The sequence below is a fragment of the Rhodococcus sp. 21391 genome (assembly GCF_016772255.1).
GTDB classification, from domain to species: domain Bacteria; phylum Actinomycetota; class Actinomycetes; order Mycobacteriales; family Mycobacteriaceae; genus Rhodococcus_F; species Rhodococcus_F opacus.
Map to the genome: position 1 here is coordinate 2,205,687 of NZ_CP063781.1, position 25,998 is coordinate 2,231,684.

General features: G+C 66.1%; 2 protein-coding genes. Both read left to right on the forward strand.

The genetic code is table 11. The features are described from left to right. The first annotated feature begins 53 nt into the window (after positions 1 to 53). The gene (locus GO592_RS10440) at positions 54 to 13,385 is read left to right on the forward strand and encodes a non-ribosomal peptide synthetase (protein WP_202715110.1); all 13,332 of its coding nucleotides are present in this window, start codon (positions 54 to 56) and stop codon (positions 13,383 to 13,385) included. After that, entirely contained in the window at positions 13,319 to 25,906 is a 12,588-nt protein-coding gene (locus GO592_RS10445; RefSeq protein WP_202715111.1) for an amino acid adenylation domain-containing protein, read from the forward strand. The genes GO592_RS10440 and GO592_RS10445 overlap by 67 nt, the downstream gene beginning before the upstream one ends. Positions 25,907 to 25,998: the final 92 nt, after the last annotated feature.

Here is a 25,998-nt window from a genome sequence, read left to right on the forward strand (position 1 = left end):
CCTCGCCCCCAGGCGAAACCCTCCCGGTGTTCGGGAGGGCGATGATGGTTGCGATGGACTCGTTTCGGGTTTCGTCCGCGCAGGAGGCGCTCTGGCTGGCGCAGAAGTTGGCGCCTGGCCTGTCGAACAATATTGCGGCCTATCTCGACATTTCCGGCGACATCGACCCTTCGGTGATGGACGCTGCGCTGCGGCGAGTGGCGGACGAGGCTCGCTCAGTGCTGGTGAATTTCGTCGAGGACGAGGATGGCCCCCGCCAGGTCGTGCGGGACGCGAACTCGTGGAAGCCGTTCTTCATCGATGTCAGTGCTGAGGAAGACCCCGAATCAGCGGCGAGCGCGTCGATGGCCGAGGTCGGCGCCGTGCCCTTCGATCTGGAACGGGATGCGCTGTATCGAGCAGGTTTGATCAAGGTGCACAGCGCGCGATTCTTCCTGTGCGCCGTGTGCCACCACATTGTGATGGACGGGTTCGGCGTCGCGATTCTTGCGCTTCGAATCGGTGAAATCTACACAGCGCTGAAGACCGGAAGACCTATTCCTGAATCCGGATTCGGTGGACCGGAGTTGATCGTCGACGAAGATGCCCGCTACCGGCGGTCCGACCGATTCACCCGCGACAAGGAGTTCTGGCGGAACTACACCGCCGCCTTGCCCGAACCACTTCGACTGCCGCGGCATCCGAGTTCGCCGGTTCCCGTGACTTTGCATCACAGCCTGACGGTGTCGGATGACGAGACCGCGCAGTTGCGGACGGCGGCAGAGTCGATCGGGATACCGATGCCGGGTTTCCTGGCGGCAGCGGTAGCCGGACTCTTCCATCGCCTGTCGGGCATGTCCGAGTTCATGATGCGATTGGCCGTCGCCAATCGGGTCGGGGCCGCCCGACGAACACCGGGGTTGGTGTCGAATGCGGTGCCCTTCCGGGTGGAGATCCCACCGCGGGCGCTTTTCGCCGCCGTCGCACACGACGTGGGCACCGAGATTCGTGCCATCTTGCGTCATTCCCGTTATCAGGGCTCTGATGTCAGGAGAGACAGAGGACTGTCCGGATCCGTGGAGAATCGTTTCGGTCCGATTCTGAATATCATTCCGTTCTTCGATTCGATCGATTTTGCAGGCAATCCGGCGTCCATGCGCGGCGTGTCGTTCGGCCCCGTGGACGACCTCTCGATTTCGATCTACTACGGCGGTCGGGGGAGTGCCGGAATGAACGTCGAGATCGACGCGAACGGCGCGCTGTACAGCAGTGAGGATGTGAGGCTTTATGCAGATCTGCTGATGGCGTTCGTCCGTGCGGTCGCCGCCGATCCGGCCGGCCGGATAGAGGAACATGACTTCCTCCGACCCGCCGAACGAGAACTGGTGCTGCGGACCTGGAACGACACGAGGGTGCCCATACCCCAGGCCACGATTCCGGACCTGGTCGAACAGTGGGCCGCGGCGACACCCGGCGCGGTGGCGCTGACTCTCGGCGATCGGCACTGGACGTATCGAGACGTCAATGGTCGAGCGAATCGGTTGGCGCGCTATCTCATCGCGCGCGGTGTGGGTCCGGAATCCATCGTGGCAGTCGCGATGCAACGGTCCTCCGAGTTGATCGTCGCGCTACTCGCGACCCTCAAGGCCGGTGGCGGATATCTCCCGATCGATCCGAACTATCCCAGTGCGCGAACCGCTTTCATTCTGACCGATGCCGCACCACTCCTGCTTCTGACAGACACCGCGACAGAGGAATCGTTGCCGGACAACGACATTCCGTGTCTCGTGTTGGACCTGGACGACGCCGACACCGACGGCATGTCAGCGGTGATCAACCCCGTCGACGATGACCGGATCGCCCCGCTGAGACCGGGCAATACCGCGTACGTCATGTATACGTCCGGTTCGACCGGCACCCCGAAAGGGGTCGTCATCAGCCACCGCAACGTGGTGTCGTTGTTCGCCGGGACCGATCGGTGGTGCGGTTTCGGAGGCGGGGATGTGTGGGCCTGGTGTCATTCGCAGGCCTTCGACTTCTCGGTGTGGGAGTTGTGGGGGGCATTGACGCACGGCGGGCGGGCCGTGATCGTGCCCTGGGAAGTGGTGCGCTCGCCCGCCGAGTTGTGGAATCTGGTGCGGCGGGAGCAGGTGACGATCCTCAATCAGACCCCCTCCGCGTTCTACGAGTTCGCAGATGCCGAACGCGAGGACCATTCCCCGGGGCCTGATTCGGTACTGCGAATGGTGGTGTTCGGCGGAGAGGCATTGGACCCGGGCCGGCTACGCGGCTGGTTCCCGGGCGAACGTCCGAACAGTCCGATTCTGGTGAACATGTATGGCATCACCGAAACCACGGTGCACGTGAGCTACCTGGAGTTGACCGCACGCGCCGGGCACGGGGGTCGAAGTCCGATCGGGATTCCTATCGGTAACACGCGGGTCTTCGTGTTGGGGTCGGCATTGGTGCCGGTGCCGATCGGTGCTGCGGGAGAGTTGTATGTCGCCGGGTTCGGGGTGGGCCGAGGATATGTGAGTAGGGCCGGGTTGACAGCGGAACGGTTCGTGGCGTGCCCGTTCGGAGAACCCGGTTCGCGAATGTATCGCTCCGGCGACGTGGTGCGGTGGACATCCGACGGCATGCTCGATTTCGTCGGACGCGTGGACGAGCAGGTGAAGGTTCGGGGATTCCGGGTCGAGCCGGGGGAGGTCGAGACGGCACTGATGTCACATCCTGCGGTGACACAGGCGGCGGTGATCGCCCGCGAACCCCCTTCCGGCGCCGATCGTGCGGACGGGGACACCGGAACCGACACGCAGCTGGTGGGGTATGTGGTGCTCGACAGGGGCGTCTCGCTCGTCCGTGACAGAGCGCGGGAGGCCGAGCTGGTGTCGCAGTGGCGGCGGGTATACGACGACCTGTATGCCGGGGACGCGTCCCAAGCCGGTGAGCAGCTGGACTCGACCGCGTTCGGAGAGGATTTCGGGGGGTGGAACAGTAGCTATACCGGGAAGCCCATCGCCCTCGAGCACATGCGGGAATGGCGCGCGGCGACCGTGGCTCGGATTCGCGAGCTCGGGCCGGCTCGGGTGCTGGAGATCGGGGTCGGAACAGGACTGTTGCTCTCACAGTTGGCGCCGCACTGCGAAGAGTATTGGGGCACGGACTTTTCCGCTCCCACGATCGACGCCTTGCGATCGCGGTTGGCGGAGCGGCAGGACCCATGGGTCGAGCGCGTGCACCTGCGGGTCCAGGCCGCCGACGACCTCGGGGGTGTGCCGCACGGTGTTTTCGACACCGTGGTGTTGAACTCGGTCGTGCAGTACTTCCCGAACGCGGGGTACCTGATCGACGTGATCGCCACGGCACTGCGATTGCTGCGCCCCGGGGGCGCGCTGTTCCTCGGCGACGTGCGAAATCTCGCGTTGCTCCGGGAATTCGCGACAGGCGTGCAGATCGCCCACGCGGATGCCGACACGACTGCCGTGGTGATTCGCGATCGGGTGCGCCGGGGCATTGCCGCCGAGCAGGAGTTGCTGCTCGCGCCCGAGTTCTTCACAGCATTGCCGACGCTGATCCCCGACATCGGCGGGGTCGACATTCAACTCGAACGCCTCCGCGCGGTCAACGAATTAAGCTGCTACAGATACGAAGTCGTTCTACGCAAGAAGCCCGCGAAGACCCGGTCGCTGGCTGATGTGCCGTCGACGTCGTGGCAACGATTCGGCGATCCCACCGCGCTGCGCCAGTTCCTGACGGGCCGGCGTCCGGACCGTGTGCGGGTGATCGGTGTGCCGCACGCGGGGTTGGCGCCCGATGTCGATGCCACACACGCGCTCGACGACGCCGCCGACCGCGATCACGTCCCCACCCGGCGTGACGCGGACAGTCGAACGGACGCCATGTTGCCGCAGGACTGTCACGACATCGGTGAGGAGCTGGGGTTCGCGGTGTCGGTGACCTGGTCACCGACACCGGGCCTGATGGACGTGATATTCACCGACATCACCACCCGGCCGCACGAGAATACGCAGGCATCGGTCGCGGTATCCGATGTCTACCTGCCCGACGGTCCACTCGGCGACATGACCGAGTACGTCAACGACCCCGGTGCAAGCAGGCTGTCGTCCGAGGTTCGACGCTTCGTGGCCGGACGACTGCCGGAGTTCATGGTGCCCGCGGCGGTGGTGGTGCTGGATCGGTTGCCGTTGACCGTGAACGGCAAGCTCGATCGGAAAGCGTTGCCGGCACCGGAATTCATCGGTGGCGTGTTTCGGGCCCCGCGGTCACCGGTGGAGGAGACTCTCGCGTCGCTCTACGGTGACGTGCTCGGTCTTCCGCGGGTGGGGATCGACGACAGTTTCTTCGACCTGGGCGGGCATTCTCTGTCCGCGACGCGGTTGGTGGGGTTGATCCGCAACGCGCTGGGCGTGGAGGTGCCGATCCGGGTGGTGTTCGAATCCCCGTCGGTGGCGGAGTTGGCGCCCCGGCTGGGCGAGGCCGCGGTGGCGCGGGTGCCGTTGCTCCCGTGGGCGCGGCCCCATCGGGTGCCGTTGTCGTTTGCGCAGGCCCGGTTGTGGTTCCTGTATCGGTTCGAGGGACCGTCGGCGACGTACAACATTCCGGTGGCAGTGCGGTTGACCGGCGCCCTCGACATCGAGGCGGTGGTCGCGGCGGTCGGGGATGTGGTGGCTCGGCACGAGAGCCTGCGGACGGTGTTCGGGGAGGACGAAGGGGTGCCGTTCCAGCGGATCCTGCCCGCGGAGGAAGTTCCGATTCCGGTGCACGCGGAGAAGATCGATCAGGCGCGGTCGAGGCAGGCCGTTGCGGAGGCGGCGGGATATCGGTTCGATCTGTCCGGCGAGATTCCCATCCGAGCATCACTGTTGGAATGTGGTTCCCGAGAGCACATCCTGGTCTTGGTGCTCCACCATATCGCGGGGGACGGGGGTTCGTTGGCGCCGTTGGCCCGCGACATCGCGGTCGCATATGCGGCGCGGACCGACGGCGAGATGCCGGGGTGGGCGCCGTTGCCGGTGCAGTACGCCGATTACACCTTGTGGCAGCGGGAGCTTCTGGGCAGTGCGGATGATCCGGGGAGTGTGCTTGCCGCACAGATCGAGTATTGGCGGGCCGAGTTGGCGGGGCTGCCCGAGTGTATCGAGTTGCCGACTGATCGTCGACGTCCGGCCGCACCGAGTTACCGGGGTGGCACGGTGGAGTTCGTGATCGCACCGGAACTGGGTTCGGAGGTAACCCAACTTGCCCGCAGCGCGGGGGCGACACCCTCGATGGTGCTGCAATCTGTGCTCGCGGTGCTGCTCCACCGGCTTGGCGCGGGGGAGGACGTTGCGATCGGCGGGCCGATCGCGGGTCGCACCGACGACGCCCTGGCCGAGTTGGTGGGGTTCTTCGTCAATACCTGGGTGCTACGCGTCGATGTGTCGGGGAATCCGCGGTTCGATCAGGTGCTCGACCGGGTGCGGGGTAAGGCGTTGGCGGCGTACGAGAATCAGGATGCGCCGTTCGAGCGGTTGGTGGAGTTGCTGAATCCGGCCCGGTCGACGGCGTATCATCAGTTGTTCCAGGTGTCGTTCGCCATGCAGAACAACGCTTTTCCCGAGGTCGAGTTCCCCGGGTTGGGGTGGGAGGTGTTGCCGGCGCCGACCGGGACGTCGCGTTTCGACCTGTCCTTCACCCTCACTCCCGATGGTCACCAGGGTCTGGCCGGGGTCGTCGAGTACGCGAGTGACCTGTTCGACCGCGGGACGGTGGAGGGTATCGCGGCTCGGTTCGTGCGGTTGTCGGAGTTGATCGTGGCGGATCCCCGCGGGCGGGTCGAGGGGTACGAGATCCTCGAGCCCGACGAGCGTGAGCTGGTACTGCGAACCTGGAACGACACGAGCGTACCGATACCGGACTCGACGATTCCCGGCCTGTTCGAGGCCCAGGTCGCTGCGACTCCGGACGCGGTGGCGGTCACGTTCGGTGACGAGAGCTGGACCTACCGGGAGCTGAGCAGTCGAGCGAACCGGCTGGCACACCGCCTGATCGGTGCGGGTGTCGGCCCGGAAGTGCTGGTGGCGGTCGCATTGGAGCGGTCACTTGAGTTAGTCGTCGCGTTGTTGGCCGTCCTCGAGGCCGGGGGCGGGTATCTGCCGATCGACCCCCGCTACCCGAGTGCGCGGACCGGGTTCATTCTTACCGACGCCGCTCCGATCCTGATCTTGACCGACACCACCACCTCGAGCATGCTGCCCGACAACGGCATCCCCACACTACTGCTCGACGCGTACTCGGACGAGGTCGAGGTCGACCAACGGGAGGACATCCCCGGAGACAACGACCGCGCCACACCACTTCGACCGGACAACACCGCGTACGTGATGTACACCTCCGGATCGACCGGCACCCCCAAAGGGGTCACGATCGACCACCACAACGTCGTCAACTGCATGGTGCAGCTGGCCTCGAGTCTCGGTGCGCCAGGGCTGGCGCGGGTGCTGGCAAGTACGTCGGTGAGTTTCGACGTGTCGGTGTTGGAGATTTTCGCTGCGTTGTGCGCCGGTGGGAGTATCGGCATTGTGCGTGACGTTCTCGTGCTCGGCGAACAGCGCGGCTGGACCGGGGGTGTGATCAGCACTGTCCCGTCGGCGTTCGAGGAGGTACTCGATCAGATCGAGGGCACGGTGAGTGCCGAGACGGTGGTGTTCATCGGCGAGCAGTTGTCAGGGCGATTGCTCAGTGCAGTCGGTGCCGCGATTCCCGGTGTCCGGGTTGTCAACGGGTACGGTCCGACGGAGACCACCGTCTACGTGACGAGCCAGGTCGTGGAGTCGTCGGACAACCCTGTCGGTGGGTCGGTGCCGATCGGTGTGCCGGTACGGAATTCGCAGGTATTCGTGTTGGGTTCCGGGCTTCGGCCGGTTCCGGTGGGTGTGGTGGGGGAGTTGTATATCGCCGGGGTGCAGTTGGCGCGCGGCTATCTGGGCCGGCCGGGGTTGACGGCGGAGCGGTTTGTCGCGTGTCCGTTCGGGGCGGTGGGTGCGCGAATGTATCGATCGGGGGATCTGGCGCGGTGGACTGCTGATGGTGTGCTCGAGTTCGTGGGACGTGCTGACGAGCAGGTGAAGGTGCGGGGGTTCCGGGTGGAGCCGGGGGAGATCGAAGCGGTACTACTGAAGCACCCGGCGGTGGCGCAGGCAGTGGTCATTGCCAGGGACACCCCGGCGACGGGCGGGCAGTTGGTGGGGTACGTCGTCCTCGAGCCCACCGACACCGTCACGGGTGGGGGGGTGCGAGAGTTCGTGACGGGGCGGCTCCCGGAGTACATGGTGCCGGCGGTGGTCATGCTGGTGGATCGGTTGCCGTTGACGGCGAACGGGAAGCTGGATCGGAAAGCGCTACCGGCACCGAAGTTCACCGGTGGGGTGTTCCGCGCGCCGCGGTCATCGATCGAGGAGACGCTGGTCTCGCTATTCGCTGACGTGCTGGACGTTCCGCGGGTGGGGATCGACGACAGCTTCTTCGATCTCGGTGGGCATTCGCTGTCCGCGACACGATTGGTCGGGCGGATCCGCACGGTGCTGGGGAAGGAGGTCCCGATCCGGGTGGTGTTCGAATCTCCTACGGTCGCCGCACTGGCGCCGCGACTCGGCTCCGGAGCGGTTCGGCCGCCGCTGGTCCCACGCAAGCGGCCTGAGCGGGTGCCGTTGTCGTTCGCGCAGGCCCGGCTGTGGTTCCTACACCGCTTCGAGGGCCCGTCGGCCATCTACAACATCCCGGTGGCGGTGCGACTCACCGGCGACCTCGACACCGAGGCCCTGGTGGCAGCGATCGAGGACGTGATCGCCCGGCACGAGAGCCTGCGAACGATCTTCGGCGAAGCCGAGGGGATTCCGTTCCAGGAAATTCTTTCCACCGACGAGGTCCCTTCGCCAGTGCAGATTATCGACGTCGAGGCCGACGAAGTACCCGCGGCAGTGACCACGGCTGCAAGGTATCGGTTCGACGTCGAACACGAAATTCCGATCCGGGCAACGTTGGTGGCGTCCGGATCCCACGAGCACATCCTGGTCTTGGTGCTCCACCACATTGCGGGGGACGGGGCGTCGTTGACACCGCTCGCTCGTGACATCGCCGTCGCGTATGAGGCCCGTTCGGAGGGCAGGGTTCCGGGGTGGGCACCGCTGCCGGTGCAGTACGCCGATTACACCCTGTGGCAGCGAGAAGAACTGGGCAGTGAGCACGATCCGGGCAGCGTGTTCTCCATCCAGCTCGACTACTGGAAAACCGAGCTGGCGGGGCTACCCGAGTGTATCGAGTTGCCGACTGATCGTCGACGTCCGGCCGAATCGAGTTACCGGGGTGGCACGGTGGAGTTCGTGATCGCACCGGAACTGGGTTCTGAGGTAACCCAACTTGCCCGCAGCGCGGGGGCGACACCCTCGATGGTGCTGCAATCTGTGCTCGCGGTGCTGCTCCACCGGCTTGGCGCGGGGGAGGACGTTGCGATCGGCGGGCCGATCGCGGGTCGCACCGACGACGCCCTGGCCGAGTTGGTGGGGTTCTTCGTCAATACCTGGGTGCTACGCGTCGATGTGTCGGGGAATCCGCGGTTCGATCAGGTGCTCGACCGGGTGCGGGGTAAGGCGTTGGCGGCGTACGAGAATCAGGATGCGCCGTTCGAGCGGTTGGTGGAGTTGCTGAATCCGGCCCGGTCGACGGCGTATCATCCGTTGTTCCAGGTGTCGTTCGCCATGCAGAACAACGCTTTTCCCGAGGCCGAGTTCCCCGGGTTGGGGTGGGAGGTGTTGCCGGCGCCGACCGGGACGTCGCGTTTCGACCTGTCCTTCACCCTCACTCCCGATGGTCACCAGGGTCTGGCCGGGGTCGTCGAGTACGCGAGTGACCTGTTCGACCGCGGGACGGTGGAGGGTATCGCGGCCCGGTTCGTGCGGTTGTCGGAGTTGATCGTGGCGGATCCCCGCGGGCGGGTCGAGGGGTACGAGATCCTCGAGCCCGACGAGCGCGAGGTGTTACTCCGGACCTGGAACGACACCGCAGCCCCCTTCTCGGAAACCACCGTCGTGGAACTGTTCGAGCGACGAGTGGCGGCGACACCCGACGCCGCAGCGGTGACCTTCTCCGACCGGAGCTGGACTTACCGAGAAATCAACACACAGGCGAACCGGCTGGCGCACTATCTGATCGGCGCCGGGGTCGGCCCGGAAACCGTGGTGGCCGTCGCACTGGAGCGGTCGGAAGAGTTGGTCGTCGCCTTGTTGGCGGTGCTCAAGGCCGGCGGCAGCTACCTTCCCATGGACCCGAACTATCCCAGTGCTCGCGCCGGGACAATTCTCGCCGACGCGGCACCGCGGCTTATCCTGTCCGACACTGTCACCGTAGCCACGCTGCCTGACCACGATATCGACCGGGTACTGCTCGATGCAGACCTGGACCTCGACACGACTGCAGCCGCCGTGAGGGGCCGGGCCGATCACGATCCCGTCGACCGCGATCGGATCACCCCCATGAGGCCCGATCATGCGGCGTATGTGATGTACACCTCGGGGTCGACAGGTGTTCCGAAGGGTGTCACGGTGAGCCACCGGAGTGTGGTGTCGTTGTGCGCCGGCACTGCCGACCGGGTGGGTGCGGACGCTGCGGATGTGTTTGTGTGGTGCCACTCGGTGGCGTTCGATTTCTCGGTGTGGGAGTTGTGGGGCGCGTTGGTACACGGTGGCCGCGTGGTGGTGGCGCCGTGGGACGTGGTGCGCTCACCGATCGAGTTGTGGAAGTTGGTGGTTCGCGAACACGTCACGGTTCTCGGGCAGACGCCGTCGGCGTTCTACGGGTTCGGGGAGATCGAGCACGACGACCCCGTGGTGGGGGCCGGTTCGGTGTTGCGGACGGTGGTTCTCGGCGGAGAGGCGGTGGATCCCGCCAGGCTGCGGGGCTGGTATCCGGGCGAGGATTCCCGCCATCCACAGGTGAGGATCGTCAACGGTTACGGACCGACGGAGACGACGGTCTTCGCGGCGATGTACTCGCTACCCGAATCTCGGAGTGGGCGTGATCGGATGAGTGTCCCCATCGGCGTTCCAGTGGGCGGTGTGCGGGTGTACGTGTCGGGTGCTGGGTTGATGCCGGTCCCGGTGGGTGTGGTGGGTGAGCTGTATATCGCCGGGGTGCAGTTGGCCCGCGGTTATCTGGGTCGGCCGGGGCTGACGGCGGAGCGGTTCGTGGCGTGCCCGTTTGGGGATCCGGGATCGCGGATGTATCGATCCGGGGACCTGGTGCGGTGGACCGCTGGCGGTGTCCTCGAGTACGTGGGACGCGCGGATGAGCAGGTGAAGGTCCGGGGGTTCCGGGTGGAACCGGGGGAGATCGAAGCGGTGCTGCTGTCGCACTCTGCCGTTTCGCAGGCGGTGGTGATCCCCCGGGAAACCCTCGTCGGCACCGAGTTGGTGGGGTACGTCGTTCTCGATTCCCGGACCGGTGCCGACTCCCTGGGGTTGCGGGAGTTCGTGGCCGGGTTGTTGCCGGAGTTCATGGTGCCGGCGGCGGTCGTGGTGGTGGACGGGTTGCCGTTGACGGTGAACGGGAAGTTGGATCGGAGCGCGTTGCCGGCACCGGAGTTCACCGGTGGGGTGTTCAGGGCGCCGCGGTCGCCGGTGGAGGAGACGCTGGTCTCGTTGTTCGCGGATGTTCTCGGTGTTCCGCGGGTGGGGATCGACGACAGCTTCTTCGATCTCGGTGGCCATTCGTTGTCGGCGACGCAGTTGGTGAGCCGTATTCGGTCGGTGCTGGGGGTGGAGGTCCCGATTCGGAGGATCTTCGAATCCCCTGCGGTCGCCGAACTCGCACCCCGGCTGAGGGACGGCCCGGCACGGGTGCCGTTGACTCCGCGGGTGCGGCCCGAGCGGGTGCCGCTGTCGTTCGCGCAGGCCCGGTTGTGGTTCCTGCACCGGTTCGAGGGCCCGTCGGCGACGTACAACATTCCCGTGGCGGTGCGACTCACCGGCGACCTCGACACCGGTGCGGTGGCAGCCGCTGTTGCGGACGTCGTCGCCCGGCACGAGAGTCTGCGTACAGTATTCGACGACCTGGACGGTGCACCGGTTCAGCGAGTCCTCCCCGTGGGGGAAGTACCAACTCCGGTGCACGTGGAGAAGGTCGACCCGGTCGGCGTGATGGCTGCGGTGACAGCGGCGTCGGGGTACCGGTTCGACATTGAACACGAAATTCCCCTCCGGGCAACATTGTTGGAGGCCGGACCCCAGGAACACGTCCTGGTGATGGTCCTGCACCACATTGCGGGGGACGGGGGGTCGTTGGCGCCGCTGGCTCGGGATGTGGCGGCCGCGTATGCGGCCCGCGCCGACGGACACGCTCCGGGGTGGGCACCCTTGCCGGTGCAGTATGCCGATTACACCCTGTGGCAGCGGGAAATTCTGGGGAGGGAGGACGATCCGGGCAGTCTGCTGACCGCCCAGCTCGACTATTGGACAACCGAACTGACGGGGCTGCCGGAGTGCATCGAGCTACCCGGCGATCGTCGCCGACCGGCTGCACCGAGTTACCGTGGCGGCACCGTGGAGTTCGTGATCGATCCCGGATTGGTTTCGGGAGTGGACGAATTGGCCCGCGGTCGTGGCGCGACACCGTCGATGGTGTTGCAATCGGTGTTGGCAGTGCTGCTCCGCAGGCTCGGTGCCGGGGTGGATATCGCGGTCGGGTCGCCGATCGCGGGCCGCACCGACGACGCGTTGACCGAGTTGGTGGGGTTCTTCGTCAACACCTGGGTGCTGCGCGTCGACGTGTCCGGGAATCCGCGATTCGACGAGGTCCTCGACCGGGTGCGGGTGAAAGCCCTGGGTGCGTACGAGAATCAGGATGCGCCGTTCGAACGGTTGGTGGAGTTGCTGAACCCGACCCGATCGACGGCCTATCATCCGTTGTTCCAGGTGTCGTTCGCCATGCAGAACAACGCTTTTCCCGACGTCGAGTTTCGTGGACTGGACTGGACCACGCTGTCGGCGTCGACCGCGACTTCTCGTTTCGACCTGTCCTTCACCGTCGCCCCCGACGAGCAGCAGGGTCTGGCCGGGGTCGTCGAGTACGCGAGCGATCTGTTCGACCGGGGCACGGTGGAGACCATCGCGGCCCGGTATGTGCGGCTGCTCAGGTGCATCATCGAAGATCCGCAGGGTCGGATCGAAGGCTACGAAATTCTGGAACCGACCGAACGCGAGCGGGTACTGCGGACCTGGAACGACACGAGCTCGCCGATACCGGATACGACGATCCCGGGCCTGTTCGGGCAGGAGGTCGCTGCAACTCCCGATGCCGTGGCCGTGACGTTCGGTGACGAGAACTGGACCTACCGGGAGCTGAGCAGTCGAGCGAATCGGCTGGCACGCCATCTGATCGGTGCGGGTGTGGGGCCGGAAGTACTGGTGGCGGTTGCACAGGAGCGGTCACCCCAATTGGTTGTCGCGTTACTCGCAGTCCTCGAGGCCGGGGGCGCGTATCTGCCGATAGACCCCCGCTACCCGAGTGCGCGGACCGAGTTCATCCTCGCCGACGCCGCGCCGCTGCTCATCCTCACGGATACCGCAACCGCACGCACGCTGCCGGACAGTGACATACCCCGGATACTCCTCGACGTCATCTCGGACGAGGACGGGCAAGCGGAGGACCTCAACCGCGACGACAGCGATCGCACCACGTCACTGCGACCGGGCAACACCGCGTACGTGATGTACACCTCCGGATCGACGGGGACCCCGAAAGGGGTCATCATCGACCACTCCAACGTGCTCAACCTGGCGTTGCACGGATGGCCGGACGGACCCGGTGAGCGCGTGTTGCTGCATTCGTCGATGGCGTTCGATGCCTCGGCGTACGAGTTGTGGCCGACACTGCTCAGCGGAGGCCGGTTGGTTGTCGCCCCGCCCGGGTCACTGGACATCGAGGTGCTCGAGCGGGTCGTCGACGCGGTTGGTGTGACGTCGATGTTCTTGACGACCCCGCTGTTTCACCTGTTGAGCGATTCGCCGGACCATGAGAGGGGAGCGCTCGACCAGCCACGTCAGATGGTCACCGCGGGCGATGTGTTGTCGCCGCGCGCTGTACGACGCGTCCTCGCACGCCACCCGCGCATCACCGTGGTGAACGCGTACGGGCCGACGGAAACCACCGTGTGTGCCACCGCGTATTCGGTATCGGGTTCGACGGGCTTCGACGACCAGGTCAGCGTGCCGATCGGGGTGCCGATCGGTAATGCCCGCGCACTCGTCCTGGGAACAGGGATGGTGCCCGTCCCGGTGGGTGTGTGGTCGGGGAGTTGTATATCGCCGGATCAGGTGTGGGCCGCGGGTACATCGGCAGGCCGGGGTTGACGGCGGAACGGTTCGTGGCGTGTCCGTTCGGCGAACCGGGCTCACGGATGTACCGCTCGGGTGATCTGGTGCGGTGGACGACCGACGGTGTGCTGGACTTCGTCGGCCGCGCAGACGAGCAGGTGAAGATCCGCGGAATCCGAATCGAACCCGGCGAGATCGACACGGTGTTGGTCTCGCACCCCGCGGTGGGTTCGGTCGTGACGGTGGACCGGGTAGGTCCGTCGGGGCAGAAGGTGTTGGTGTCGTATGTGGTCGCGGCCCCCGGGGCCGAGGTGGACGTCGAGGCGTTGCGACTGCTCGCGGCGGGCCGTCTACCGGACTACATGGTGCCGTCGGCGATCATCGTCGTCGACCGGATACCTCTCACACCGGCCGGCAAACTCGACCGCAGAGCACTTCCCGAGCCTGATCTCGCATCCGACACCCCGTACCGGGCTCCACGATCCATTGCCGAGCAGACATTGGCGGCGGTGCTGGCCGATGTCCTGGGCGTCGATCGGGTGGGTGTCGACGACGACTTCTTCCGGCTCGGCGGGGACAGCATCATGTCGACCCAGGTGGTGTCGCGGGCGCGGGCTCGCGGCGTGCTGGTGTCGGCGCGGGACGTGTTCGAGCGACGGACCGTCGCCGGGCTGGCCTCCGTCGCGCATCCGGTGAGGGATGACGACTCCGTCATTTTCGAGGACGTGCCGTTGCCGCGTCCGGCTCCGCGACAGCTGTCGGGCATCGAGGCACGGTATCCCGAGGCCGTGGATGTGTGGCCGCTGGCACCGCTGCAAACAGGTTTGGTCTTTCACGCAATGCTGGCGTCGGAATCGGCCGATGTGTATGCGGTGCAGACGGTGCTGGGTCTGTCCGGACAGGTGCATGCGGACCGTGTGAAGGCCGCGGCACAGGCGATACTCGATCGCCACGCGAATCTGCGGGTCGCGTTCCTCACCGAGGGCGTGGCGGAGCCGGTCCAGGTAGTGCTCGAGGGCCTCGTGGTGCCCTGGTGGGAAGCCGACGTCAGCGGTGTCGATGCCGGGGAGCGAGACGACGAGCTGGCACGGCTGCTGTCGGACGATGCGGCTGCCGGCTTCGACCTGTCGGAGCCACCGCTCCTGCGTTTCGGTTTGGTCGCGATGGGCGACGGAGACTTCCGGCTGGTGGTCTCGTATCACCACGTACTGCTCGACGGATGGTCGATGCCGTTGCTGATGCGGGAAATGCTGACCGTCTACGGTGCCGGCGGGGGCGGAGCCGTACTGGAACCCGTGGTCTCGTATCGCCGGTATCTCGGGTGGCTCGCGACTCAGGATCGGCAACGGTCGCTGCAGGTGTGGGAGGAAGCGCTCGACGGTGCGGCGCCCGCGCTGATCGCGACTGGGCGCCCGGAATCGGCGCGGGGATCGTCAGTGCTCCGGCGTGAGCTCGACGAGGGTCTGTCGTCGGAGATACCGGAGCTGGCGTCTCGGTGGTCGGTGACGGTGAATACCCTGGTGCAGGTCGCGTGGGCGATCGTGCTGGGCATGCATACCGGCCGTCGTGATGTGGTGTTCGGCGCGACGGTCTCGGGTCGGTCCGGACAGATTCCCGCCATCGAGTCGATGGTGGGGCTGTTCATCAACACGGTCCCGGTGCGGGTCCGGCTTCATCCCGAGGAATCGATCGCCCGGTTGATCGCCCGGGTTCAGGCGGAGCAGGCGGAGTTGATCGAGCATCATCATGTTCCGCTGCCGGAGATCCAGCGGGTCGCCGGCGTGGGGGCACTGTTCGACACCTTGACGGTGTTCGAGTCGTACCCGAACGATCTGCGGAGCCTCGCCTCCTTGCTCGAGTCGATCGGCTCCCTCGCGATCACCTCCCTGGATTCGTTTGGGGGAACCAACTATTCGTTGACGCTGGTGGTGGAAGCCGGTGAGCGGACGTCCGTATCGCTGTGGTACGACCCAGCCTTGTTCGATGACAACGAGGTGGGTCGGATCGCGGACAGGTTCCACCGGGTGCTGGAATCACTGGTGGCTGCGCCGGAGGGCGCGACGGGAGACATCGACCTCCTCGCGCCGGAGGAACGGAACCTGCTGGTTCCCGTGCGCGGCGCGGCCGCGGGGACGGTTCGGACACTGCCGGAGATCCTCTCTGCGGCAGTCGTACACGATCCGAGTGCGGTGGCGGTCGTGTGTGGAGAGCGCTCGCTCACATACCGGGAGTTGGACGACGAGTCGAGTCGTATCGCACGGGTGTTGATCTCACGCGGGGTGGGGCCGGAATCCATGGTGGCCGTGGCGGGCCCGCGGTCGGTGGAGTCGGTGCTGGCGGTATGGGCGGTGGCGAAGGCAGGTGGTGCGTTCGTTCCGGTGGATCCGTCGTATCCGGCGAGTCGGCTCGAGTACCTGATCGCCGATTCCGCCGCGCGGTGCGGAATCACGGTCGCCGCGTGCGTCGGTACCCTGCCGAGAACCCTCGACTGGTGGGTGCTCGACGAGCCGGAGGCGCGAGCCGAGTGTTCCCGTCAGTCCACCGAATCGGTGACCGATGCGGGCCGGATCGCTCCGTTACGGGCCGATCATCCCGCGTACATGATCTACACGTCGGGGACGACGGGTGAGCCGAAGGGCGTCGTCGTACCGCATCGGGGACTGGGTAGTCTCGCGGCGGAGATTGCGGAGAGGTTCGCCGTCACGGCGGATGCACGCGTGCTGCACGTGGCGTCGCCGAGTTTCGATGCGTCGGTGCTGGAGTACCTGCTGGCGACGGGTTCGGCAGCGTCGATGGTTGTGGTTCCGGCGGGTGTGGTCGGTGGCGACGAACTGGGCCGGATTCTCGAGAGTGCGTCGGTGACGCACGCGTTCCTCACCCCCACGATGCTGGCGACGGTACCGGTCGAGCGGATGTCGTCGGTGCGATGCCTGCTCACAGGCGCGGAGGCGGTTCCGGTATCGGTGGTGGAGTCGTTCGCTGCGGGACGGCGGATGCACGACCTCTACGGGCCGACCGAGGCCACGGTGGCGGTGGCGACCTCGCCGCCGTTACCACCGCACGGTCCGGTGACTCTGGGCGGTCCGGTCCGAGGTGCGTCCCTGGTGGTGCTGGACACGTGGCTGCGTCCGGTACCGGCGGGAGTGGCGGGGGAGTTGTATGTCGCCGGGACTCCGCTGGCTCGGGGATATCACGATCGGACGGGACTGACAGCGGAGCGATTCGTGGCGAACCCGTTCGGCTCGCCGGGCCAGCGGATGTATCGCACGGGCGATGTCGTGCGGTGGATCGAGCGGGAAACCGGGTTGGGGCTGGAGTATCTGGGGCGCAGCGATTTCCAGGTATCGGTGCGGGGCCGTCGGATCGAGTTGGGTGAGATCGACGCTGCGCTCACCGAGCAGCCCGGAATCGGCTCCGTGGTGACGGTCGATCGGAAGGGCCCGTCCGGGCAGACGGTGCTGGTCTCTTACGTGGTCCCCGCAGCCGGGAGTGAGGTGGACGCCGAGAGCGTGCGGACGGTGGCGGTGGGCCGCCTGCCGGAGTACCTGGTGCCCTCGGCGATCGTGGTGCTCGAGAAGTTTCCGCTCACACCGGCCGGCAAGCTCGACCGCAGCGGGTTGCCGGAGCCGGCGTTCTCGTCGAGCAAGGTGTTCCGGTCTCCGCAGACCGAGACCGAGGAGATCCTCGCCCGCGTGTTCGCCGAGGTACTCGGCGTCGAGCAGGTGGGGATCGATGACGGATTCTTCGATCTGGGTGGCGACAGCATCCGGTCGATCCAGTTGGTATCGCGCGCGAAAGCGCGGGGTGTGATACTCACGGCGCGGGATGTGTTCGAGCACAGGACTGTTGCGGGGCTGTCCGCGGTTGCAGTCCTGAACCACGATTCGGATCGGGTCGTGCTCGAGGAGTTGTCCGGTGGCGGAGTGGGGACGATGCCGTTGACGCCGATCGGGCGGTTCCTCCTCGCGCGGGGTGGTGGGTACCGCCGATTCGCGCAGACGATGGTGTTGGAGTTGCCCGACGGTATCGATCGGGCCGGGTTGGCCGCCACCATCGGCGCCGTCGTGGTCCGTCATGACATGTTGCGATCGCGTGTGGTGACCGATGACGCTGGGGAGCAGAAACTTCGGGTCGATCCGCCGGATACGGTCGACGTGAACCGCCTGATTCGACAGGTCCACTGTGATGCCGCACCGGGCGATCCGGCGTGGCTGCGGCTGGCGTCGGCCGAGTTGGATGCGGCCCTGGGGCGTGTGGATCCGGCGGCGGGCGTAATGGTGCAGTTCGTGTGGCTGGACCGCGTCCCCCGTGACGGCGACCTATCGGCGGGTTCGGGTCGGCTGCTGGTCGTGGCCCACCACCTGGTCATCGACGGCGTGTCGTGGCGGATCATCATCCCGGACCTGGCGGCGGCCTGGGCGCGGGTGCGTACCGGCGAACGCCCGGAACTGCCCGCGGCCGGGACGTCGATGCGACGGTGGGCACACGGGCTGGTGGACGAGGCATCGCGGCCAGGGCGAGTGGCCGAGTTACCGTTGTGGCAATCGATTCTCGAGGGCCCCGACCCGACGTTGGGTTCGCGCAGATGCGACCCGATCCTCGATGTTCTGTCCACAGTGCAGCACGTGCGGATCCAGGTGCCAGCGCACGCGACAGCGTCGCTGCTCACCGGGGTCCCCAAGGTCTTCCGCGCCGGGGTCGACGATGGTCTGCTGGCGGGGTTGGCGATGGCGTTGACCCGCTGGCGCCGCCGTCGCGGGGTTGTCGAGCCGTCGTCGTTGATATCCCTGGAGAATCATGGTCGCGAGCAGCACGTCATACCCGGTGCGGATCTATCCCGCACGGTCGGCTGGTTCACGACAGCTTTCCCGATTCGCCTCGATATCGCGGGCGCCGATCTCGACGACGCATTCGCCGGCGGGCCCGCTGCCGGAATCGTGATCAAAGCGGTCAAGGAACAGGTGCTGGCGCTGCCCGACCGTGGCATCGGTTACGGGCTGCTTCGGTATCTGAACGCGGACACCGCACCGCAACTCGGGAAGTATCCGGGCGGACAGATCAGTTTCAACTATCTGGGGCGCATCTTGGCCGCCGATGTTCCCGAGGAGTTCCGTGACCTCGGCTGGCTGCCCGCGAGCGAGGGAACGGCACTCTCCGCGACGATGGATCCGGACATGCCGGCGATGGCCGAAGTGGACATCAATGCGATGGTGACCGACGGTCCGGACGGTCCCCGACTCGGTGCCGTGTTCGGATTCCCCGCCGGGGTGCTCTCCCGTGACGATGTTCAGGAACTTGCCGACCTGTGGTGCGACGCAGTCTCGGCGCTGGCTCGGCACGCGCAGGGGCCCGGGGCCGGCGGGCTGACACCGTCCGACGTGCCGCTGGTGTCGGTGTCGCAACACGATATCGAGTCGTGGGAGGACCGGTACCCGGGCGTGGTGGATGTGTGGCCGTTGACCGCGATGCAGTCCGGCCTGTTGTTCCACTCGATGCTGGCCGGTTCGTCGTTCGACGCGTACACCACCCAGCTCGTTCTGCATCTCGGCGGACGGGTCGATCCAGAGAGGATTCTCGCTGCGGGACAGGCATTGCTGGATCGCCATGCGAACCTTCGGACCGCGTTCGTCGACGATTCCGAATCCGGGCCGGTACAGGTCGTTCTCGGCGCAGTCGCGTTGCCATGGCGCGAGGTCGACCTGCGGAACCTTCCCGAGGGCACTCGAGACGGCGAGTTCCAACGTCTTCTCGTCGAGGATCACGCCACACATTTCGACCCGGCGACGCCGCCGCTGATCCGATTCACGTTCGTGACGATGGGACAGGATCGATTCGAGCTGGTGATCACCAATCATCACGTACTGCTCGACGGATGGTCGATGCCACTGCTCGCCGAGGAACTACTCGCGCTGTACGTCTCGGGAGGCGACGCCGCCGCGTTACCGAGAGCTACCGGATACCGGAATTTCCTGGTCTGGCTGGCCGCGCGCGACCGAGCCGAATCTTGTCGAATCTGGGCGCAGGCCCTCGACGGGATCGAAGAGCCGACCCTGCTGGCGCCCGCGCACCCGCAGCGGGAAACCGCCTCGGGGGAAGAGCACGTGACGGTCGAACTAACCCCGGAGACGGCCACGAGCTTGTCGGTGCGGGCCGCCGAACTGGGTGTCACGCTGAACACCGTCGTTCAGGGAGCGTGGGGGATTCTGCTCGGACAGTTGTCCGCCCGGCGGGATGTGGTGTTCGGCGCGACGGTCTCCGGCCGGCCGGCCGGACTGCCCGGTGTCGAGTCCATGGTGGGCTTGTTCATCAACACCCTGCCGGTGCGGGTTCAGCCCACACCGGGCGACACTGCTGCGGAGTTGTTGACCCGGTTGCAGAAGCAGCAGGCCGGCTTGTTCGATCACCACTACCTCGGGTTGACGGAGATCAACAAGGCCGCCGGGGTGCGCGACCTGTTCGACACCCTCGTCGTGTTCGAGTCGTACCCGATCGATCGCGCCGCGTTGGCAGCTGCAAACCCCATCGACGGAATGGTCGTCATCGGAGTCCGTACGATCGACGCGTCGCACTACCCCATGACCCTGATCGCGAGAGTCGATTCCCAACTTCGGTTGACCGTGGCGTATCTGCCGAACCTGTTCGGCGCCGCAGCCGTCGACACGATCGCCCGGCGGCTCACCCGTATCTTGCAGACAGTCGCGGACGACCCTCACGTCGCCGTGGACCGCATCGACCTCGTCGAACCAGGCGAGCGTCGGCTGGTGGTGGGCACGTGGAATGACACTGCGGTCCCCGTGCCGGAGGTGACACTTCCCGACCTTTTCGAACGCCAGGCGGCTGTCACGCCGGAGGCGGTGGCCCTGACGTCCGACGACGAGCAGTTGACGTATCGAGAGGTCGGCGAGCGAGCGAACCGGTTGGCTCGGAGACTGATCGCGCACGGTGTCGGTCCGGAGTCTCTGGTCGGTGTCGCCGTGCGACGTTCGATCGATCTCGTGGTGGGAATCTATGCGGTCGTGACGGCGGGTGGAGCATATGTGCCGATCGACCCCGACTACCCCAGCGAACATATCCGGCACATGATGGAGTCCGCGGCACCGGTCTGTGTGTTGGCGCGATCGACCGACCGCGTACAGATCCCGGGCGGCGTCCCCGCGCTGGAGATCGATGGCGCGCACGGACCTGATGTCGACTCCTCACCCGTCCGCAACGAGGATCGAATCACCCCGTTGAGACCGGGTAACACGGCGTACGTGATCTTCACGTCCGGCTCGACGGGCCGGCCGAAGGGGGTCGCTGTCAGCCATTCGGCTATCGTGAATCAGTTGCTGTGGATGCGGGACCATTTCGGCTTCGACCACGACGACGTTGTGCTGCAGAAGACCCCCGCGACATTCGATGTGTCGGTGTGGGAGATGTTCCTACCACTGGAGGTCGGGGCGCGGCTGGTGATCGCCAAGGCCGAGGGACACCGCGATGCGGCCTATCTCGCCGAGATGATCAGATCGGAGAAGATCACCACCGGCGACTTTTCGCCGTCGATGCTGGCCATGGTCGACGAGAGACTCGAGCCGGCTGATTGCGACTCGCTTCGACGAGTCTTCTGCGGCGGCGAAAACCTACTGTCCTCGACGGCAACCCACTTCATGGAGCGCAGTGGCACTGCGGTACACAACGTGTACGGGCCGACCGAAACGGCCCTCCAGGTCACCCACCATCGATGCGGCCCGTCGAAAGACACGAGCGCGCCGATCGGCGCGCCGGTGTGGAATTCCCAAGTCTTCGTGCTGGGTGCGGGGTTGGTGCCGGTTCCGGTGGGTGTGGTGGGCGAGTTGTACATCGCCGGGGTGCAGCTGGCCCGCGGTTATCTCGGCCGGTCGGGGTTGACGGCGGAACGGTTCGTGGCGTGTCCGTTCGGGGCGGTGGGTGCGCGGATGTATCGGTCGGGGGATTTGGTGCGGTGGACCGCCGAGGGTGAGCTCGAGTTCGTGGGGCGCGCGGACGAGCAGGTGAAGGTGCGGGGGTTCCGAGTCGAACCCGCCGAGGTCGAGGCGGTGCTGCTGAAGCATCCTGCGGTGGCGCAGGCGGTAGTGGTGGCCCGCGCCACCGGCAGTGGCACCGAGTTGATCGGATATGTAGTTCTCGATATCGACGGGGTCGACGGGTCGAGTGATTCGGCGACCGGGGTTCGTCGTTTCGTGGCAGGGTTGTTGCCGGACTTCATGGTTCCGGCGGTGATCATGGTGGTGGATCAGCTGCCGTTGACGGCCCACGGGAAACTGGACCGGAAAGCGTTGCCGGAACCGGAGTTCACCGGCGGCATACTCCGGGGTCCGCGGTCGCCGGTCGAGGAAACTCTGGTGTCGTTGTTCGCGGACGTGCTCGGTCTTCCGCGGGTGGGGATCGACGACAGTTTCTTCGACCTGGGTGGGCATTCGTTGTCGGCGACGCGCTTGGTGAGCCGGATTCGGTCGGTGTTGGGTGTGGAGGTGCCGATCCGGGTGGTGTTCGAGTCCGCGACGGTGGCGGAGTTGGCACCCCGACTCAGGGAAGGCCCCGTCCGGGTGCCACTGACCGCGAGGGTGCGGCCCGAGCGGGTGCCGTTGTCGTTTGCGCAGGCCCGGTTGTGGTTCCTGTATCGGTTCGAGGGACCGTCGGCGACGTACAACATTCCGGTCGCGGTGCGACTCACCGGCGACCTCGACACCGGGGCGGTCGCAGCCGCTGTTGCGGACGTCGTCGCCCGGCACGAGAGCCTGCGAACCGTGTTCGGTGAGGAAGGGGGTGTGCCGTTCCAGCAGATCCTGCCGGCTGAGCAGGTCGTCGCGGAACTGCCGGTTCAGATCGTCGACGTGCGGGACAGCACTCTGATGGATGCAGTCGCGGCGGCGGCGGGCTGTCGATTCGACCTGTCGGTAGAGCTACCCCTGCGGGCCCGCGTTTTCCGGGTTTCCGAATCAGAGCACGTGCTGGTACTGGTGCTGCACCATATCGCCGGGGACGGGGGTTCGTTGGCGCCGTTGGCCCGCGACATCGCGGTCGCGTACGCGGCGCGGACCGACGGCGAGATGCCGGGGTGGGTGCCGTTGCCGGTGCAGTACGCCGATTACACCTTGTGGCAGCGGGAGATCCTGGGCGACGAGTCGGATCCGGAGAGTGTGCTGGCCACTCAGGTCGAGTATTGGCGGGCCGAGTTGGCGGGGCTGCCCGAGTGTATCGAGTTGCCGACTGATCGTCGACGTCCGGCCGCACCGAGTTACCGGGGTGGCACGGTGGAGTTCGTGATCGCACCGGAACTGGGTTCGGAGGTAACCCAACTTGCCCGCAGCGCGGGGGCGACACCCTCGATGGTGCTGCAATCTGTGCTCGCGGTGCTGCTCCACCGGCTTGGCGCGGGGGAGGACGTTGCGATCGGCGGGCCGATCGCGGGTCGCACCGACGACGCCCTGGCCGAGTTGGTGGGGTTCTTCGTCAATACCTGGGTGCTACGCGTCGATGTGTCGGGGAATCCGCGGTTCGATCAGGTGCTCGACCGGGTGCGGGGTAAGGCGTTGGCGGCGTACGAGAATCAGGATGCGCCGTTCGAGCGGTTGGTGGAGTTGCTGAATCCGGCCCGGTCGACGGCGTATCATCCGTTGTTCCAGGTGTCGTTCGCCATGCAGAACAACGCTTTTCCCGAGGTCGAGTTCCCCGGGTTGGGGTGGGAGGTGTTGCCGGCGCCGACCGGGACGTCGCGTTTCGACCTGTCCTTCACCCTCACTCCCGATGGTCACCAGGGTCTGGCCGGGGTCGTCGAGTACGCGAGTGACCTGTTCGACCGCGGGACGGTGGAGGGTATCGCGGCTCGGTTCGTGCGGTTGTCGGAGTTGATCGTGGCGGATCCCCGCGGGCGGGTCGAGGGGTACGAGATCCTCGAGCCCGACGAGCGTGAGCTGGTACTGCGAACCTGGAACGACACGAGCGTACCGATACCGGACTCGACGATTCCCGGCCTGTTCGAGGCCCAGGTCGCTGCGACTCCGGACGCGGTGGCGGTCACGTTCGGTGACGAGAGCTGGACCTACCGGGAGCTGAGCAGTCGAGCGAACCGGCTGGCACACCGCCTGATCGGTGCGGGTGTCGGCCCGGAAGTGCTGGTGGCGGTCGCATTGGAGCGGTCACTTGAGTTAGTCGTCGCGTTGTTGGCCGTCCTCGAGGCCGGGGGCGGGTATCTGCCGATCGACCCCCGCTACCCGAGTGCACGAACCGGGACCATCCTCACCGACGCCGCTCCGCTGTTGATTCTCAGCGACACCATGACCGAAAACTTGTTGCCCGACAACGACATCCCCCGGATACTTCTCGACACCCGCACCGACGAGGGCGGACAATGGGAGGCGCGAAACCCCGACGACAACGACCGCACCACACCACTACGACCGGACAACACCGCGTACGTGATGTACACCTCCGGGTCGACGGGTGTTCCGAAGGGTGTCGCCGTGAGCCACCGGAGTGTGGTGTCGCTGTTCGCCGGTACCGCAGGGTGGGCCGGCTTCGATGCCGGGGACGTGTGGGGGTGGTGTCATTCGGTGGCGTTCGATTTTTCGGTGTGGGAGTTGTGGGGGGCGTTGGTGCACGGGGCCCGGGTTGTGGTGGTGCCGTGGGAGGTGATGCGTTCGCCGGTCGGATTGTGGGAGGTGGTGGTTCGGGAGCGGATGACGGTTCTCGGTCAGACGCCGTCGGCGTTCTACGAGTTCGCCGAGGTCGAGCGTGAGGATCCCGCAGTGGGGGCGGATTCGGTGCTGCGGATGGTGGTGTTCGGCGGTGAGGTGTTGGATCCGGCCGGGTTGCAGGGCTGGTCCCGGGGCGAGCACGTGAATCCTCTGATTCTGGTCAACGGGTACGGGCCGACCGAGACGACGGTCTTCGCGGCAACCTTCGTGCTACCCGAGCCGGGCGAACGCGCCGACCGGGTGAGTGTGCCGATCGGGGCGCCTGTGGGCAACACACGGTTGTTCGTGCTGGGTGCGGGGTTGGTGCCGGTTCCGGTGGGTGCGGTGGGGGAGCTGTACATCGCCGGGGCGCAGTTGGCTCAGCGGTATGTCGGTCGGCCGGGGTTGACAGCGGAGCGGTTCGTGGCGTGTCCCTTCGGGGAGCCGGGTGCGCGGATGTATCGATCCGGGGATCTGGTGCGCTGGACCGCCGGCGGAGTGCTCGAGTTCTGCGGAAGAGCGGACGAGCAGGTCAAGATTCGCGGATTCCGGGTCGAACCCGCGGAGATCGAGGCGGTTCTCCTGACACATCCGGCCGTGACCCAGGCGGTGGTGGTGGCCCGGGACACCGCCACCGGCACCGGATTGGTCGGTTACGTGGTCTCCGACGCCGCCCACACCGGCACAGGTGTCGAGGTCCGCCGGTTCGTGGCCGGGATGCTGCCGGAATACATGGTTCCAGCGGCGGTGGTGGTGCTGGACCGGTTGCCGCTGACGGTGAACGGGAAACTGGATCGGAGAGCATTGCCGGCACCGGAGTTCACCGGCGGGGTGTTCCGGGCGCCGCGGTCACCGGTGGAGGACACGCTGGCTTCGCTCTACGCCGAGGTTCTCGGTGTTCCCCGCGTGGGGATCGATGACAGTTTCTTCGACCTGGGTGGGCATTCGCTGTCCGCGACGCAATTGGTGAGCCGGATTCGGTCGGTGTCGGGGGTGGAGGTCCCGATCCGGGTGATCTTCGAGTCTCCGACGGTCGCCGAACTCGCACCCCGCCTGGGTGAGGAGGCCGAACCCGACTCCCTCGATCCGTTCGCGGCCATCTTGCCGATCCGAAGCGAAGGATTAGGACCGCCGCTGTGGTGTGTCCACCCGGGTGGCGGACTGAGCTGGTGCTACATGGGCCTTCGCGCCCACCTCCCCGGCCGGCCCATATATGGCCTGCAAGCACGGGGCTTCGATGGAATGACGCCGCTACCGACGTCGATCGAGACGATGGCCGCCGACTATCTCGAGCAGATCCTCACCGTTCAGGACGAGGGCCCGTTTCTTCTGCTCGGATGGTCGTTCGGTGGCCTTGTCGCCCATGCGATCGCCACCGCGCTGGAACGCCGAGGGCTCGAGGTTGCATTCCTCGCGATGATGGACAGCGTGCCTGCACTTACGGATCGTCACATCGCTGAGGAGCCCTCGGATGAGGAACTGCGACAATCGATATGGGCATGGGCGCATGACCGATACGGAGAGATGGTCGATTCGCCTGAGAACGCGTCCATCGAGGATGCTGCCTTTATGCTGTATCGGAATCATCTACAGTTGACGAAGACCCATATCCCGCCGGTCTATCACGGGGACATGTTATTTCTCCGCCCAACGTTGACGGAAGACGGATCAATTTCACGCGACTCGTCTGCTGAAAGCTGGGAGTCGTACATCACCGGGAACATTGAGACACGTGACGTCCACAGCACACACGCTGATATGGACCAACCCGAACCACTCGCCGAGATCGCGCAGATCCTCAACGACGAGCTTTCGAAACCCGACCGGTACACGCGACTACGCGCCTACCGTACTCGGCCGTGATCATCGCAGCACAGAAGCACCACGGAAAGGGGCTTGAACTGGGAATATGACACGTCCCCTTGGGTTCGGTCGAGAAGATTTGCCCACCGCCG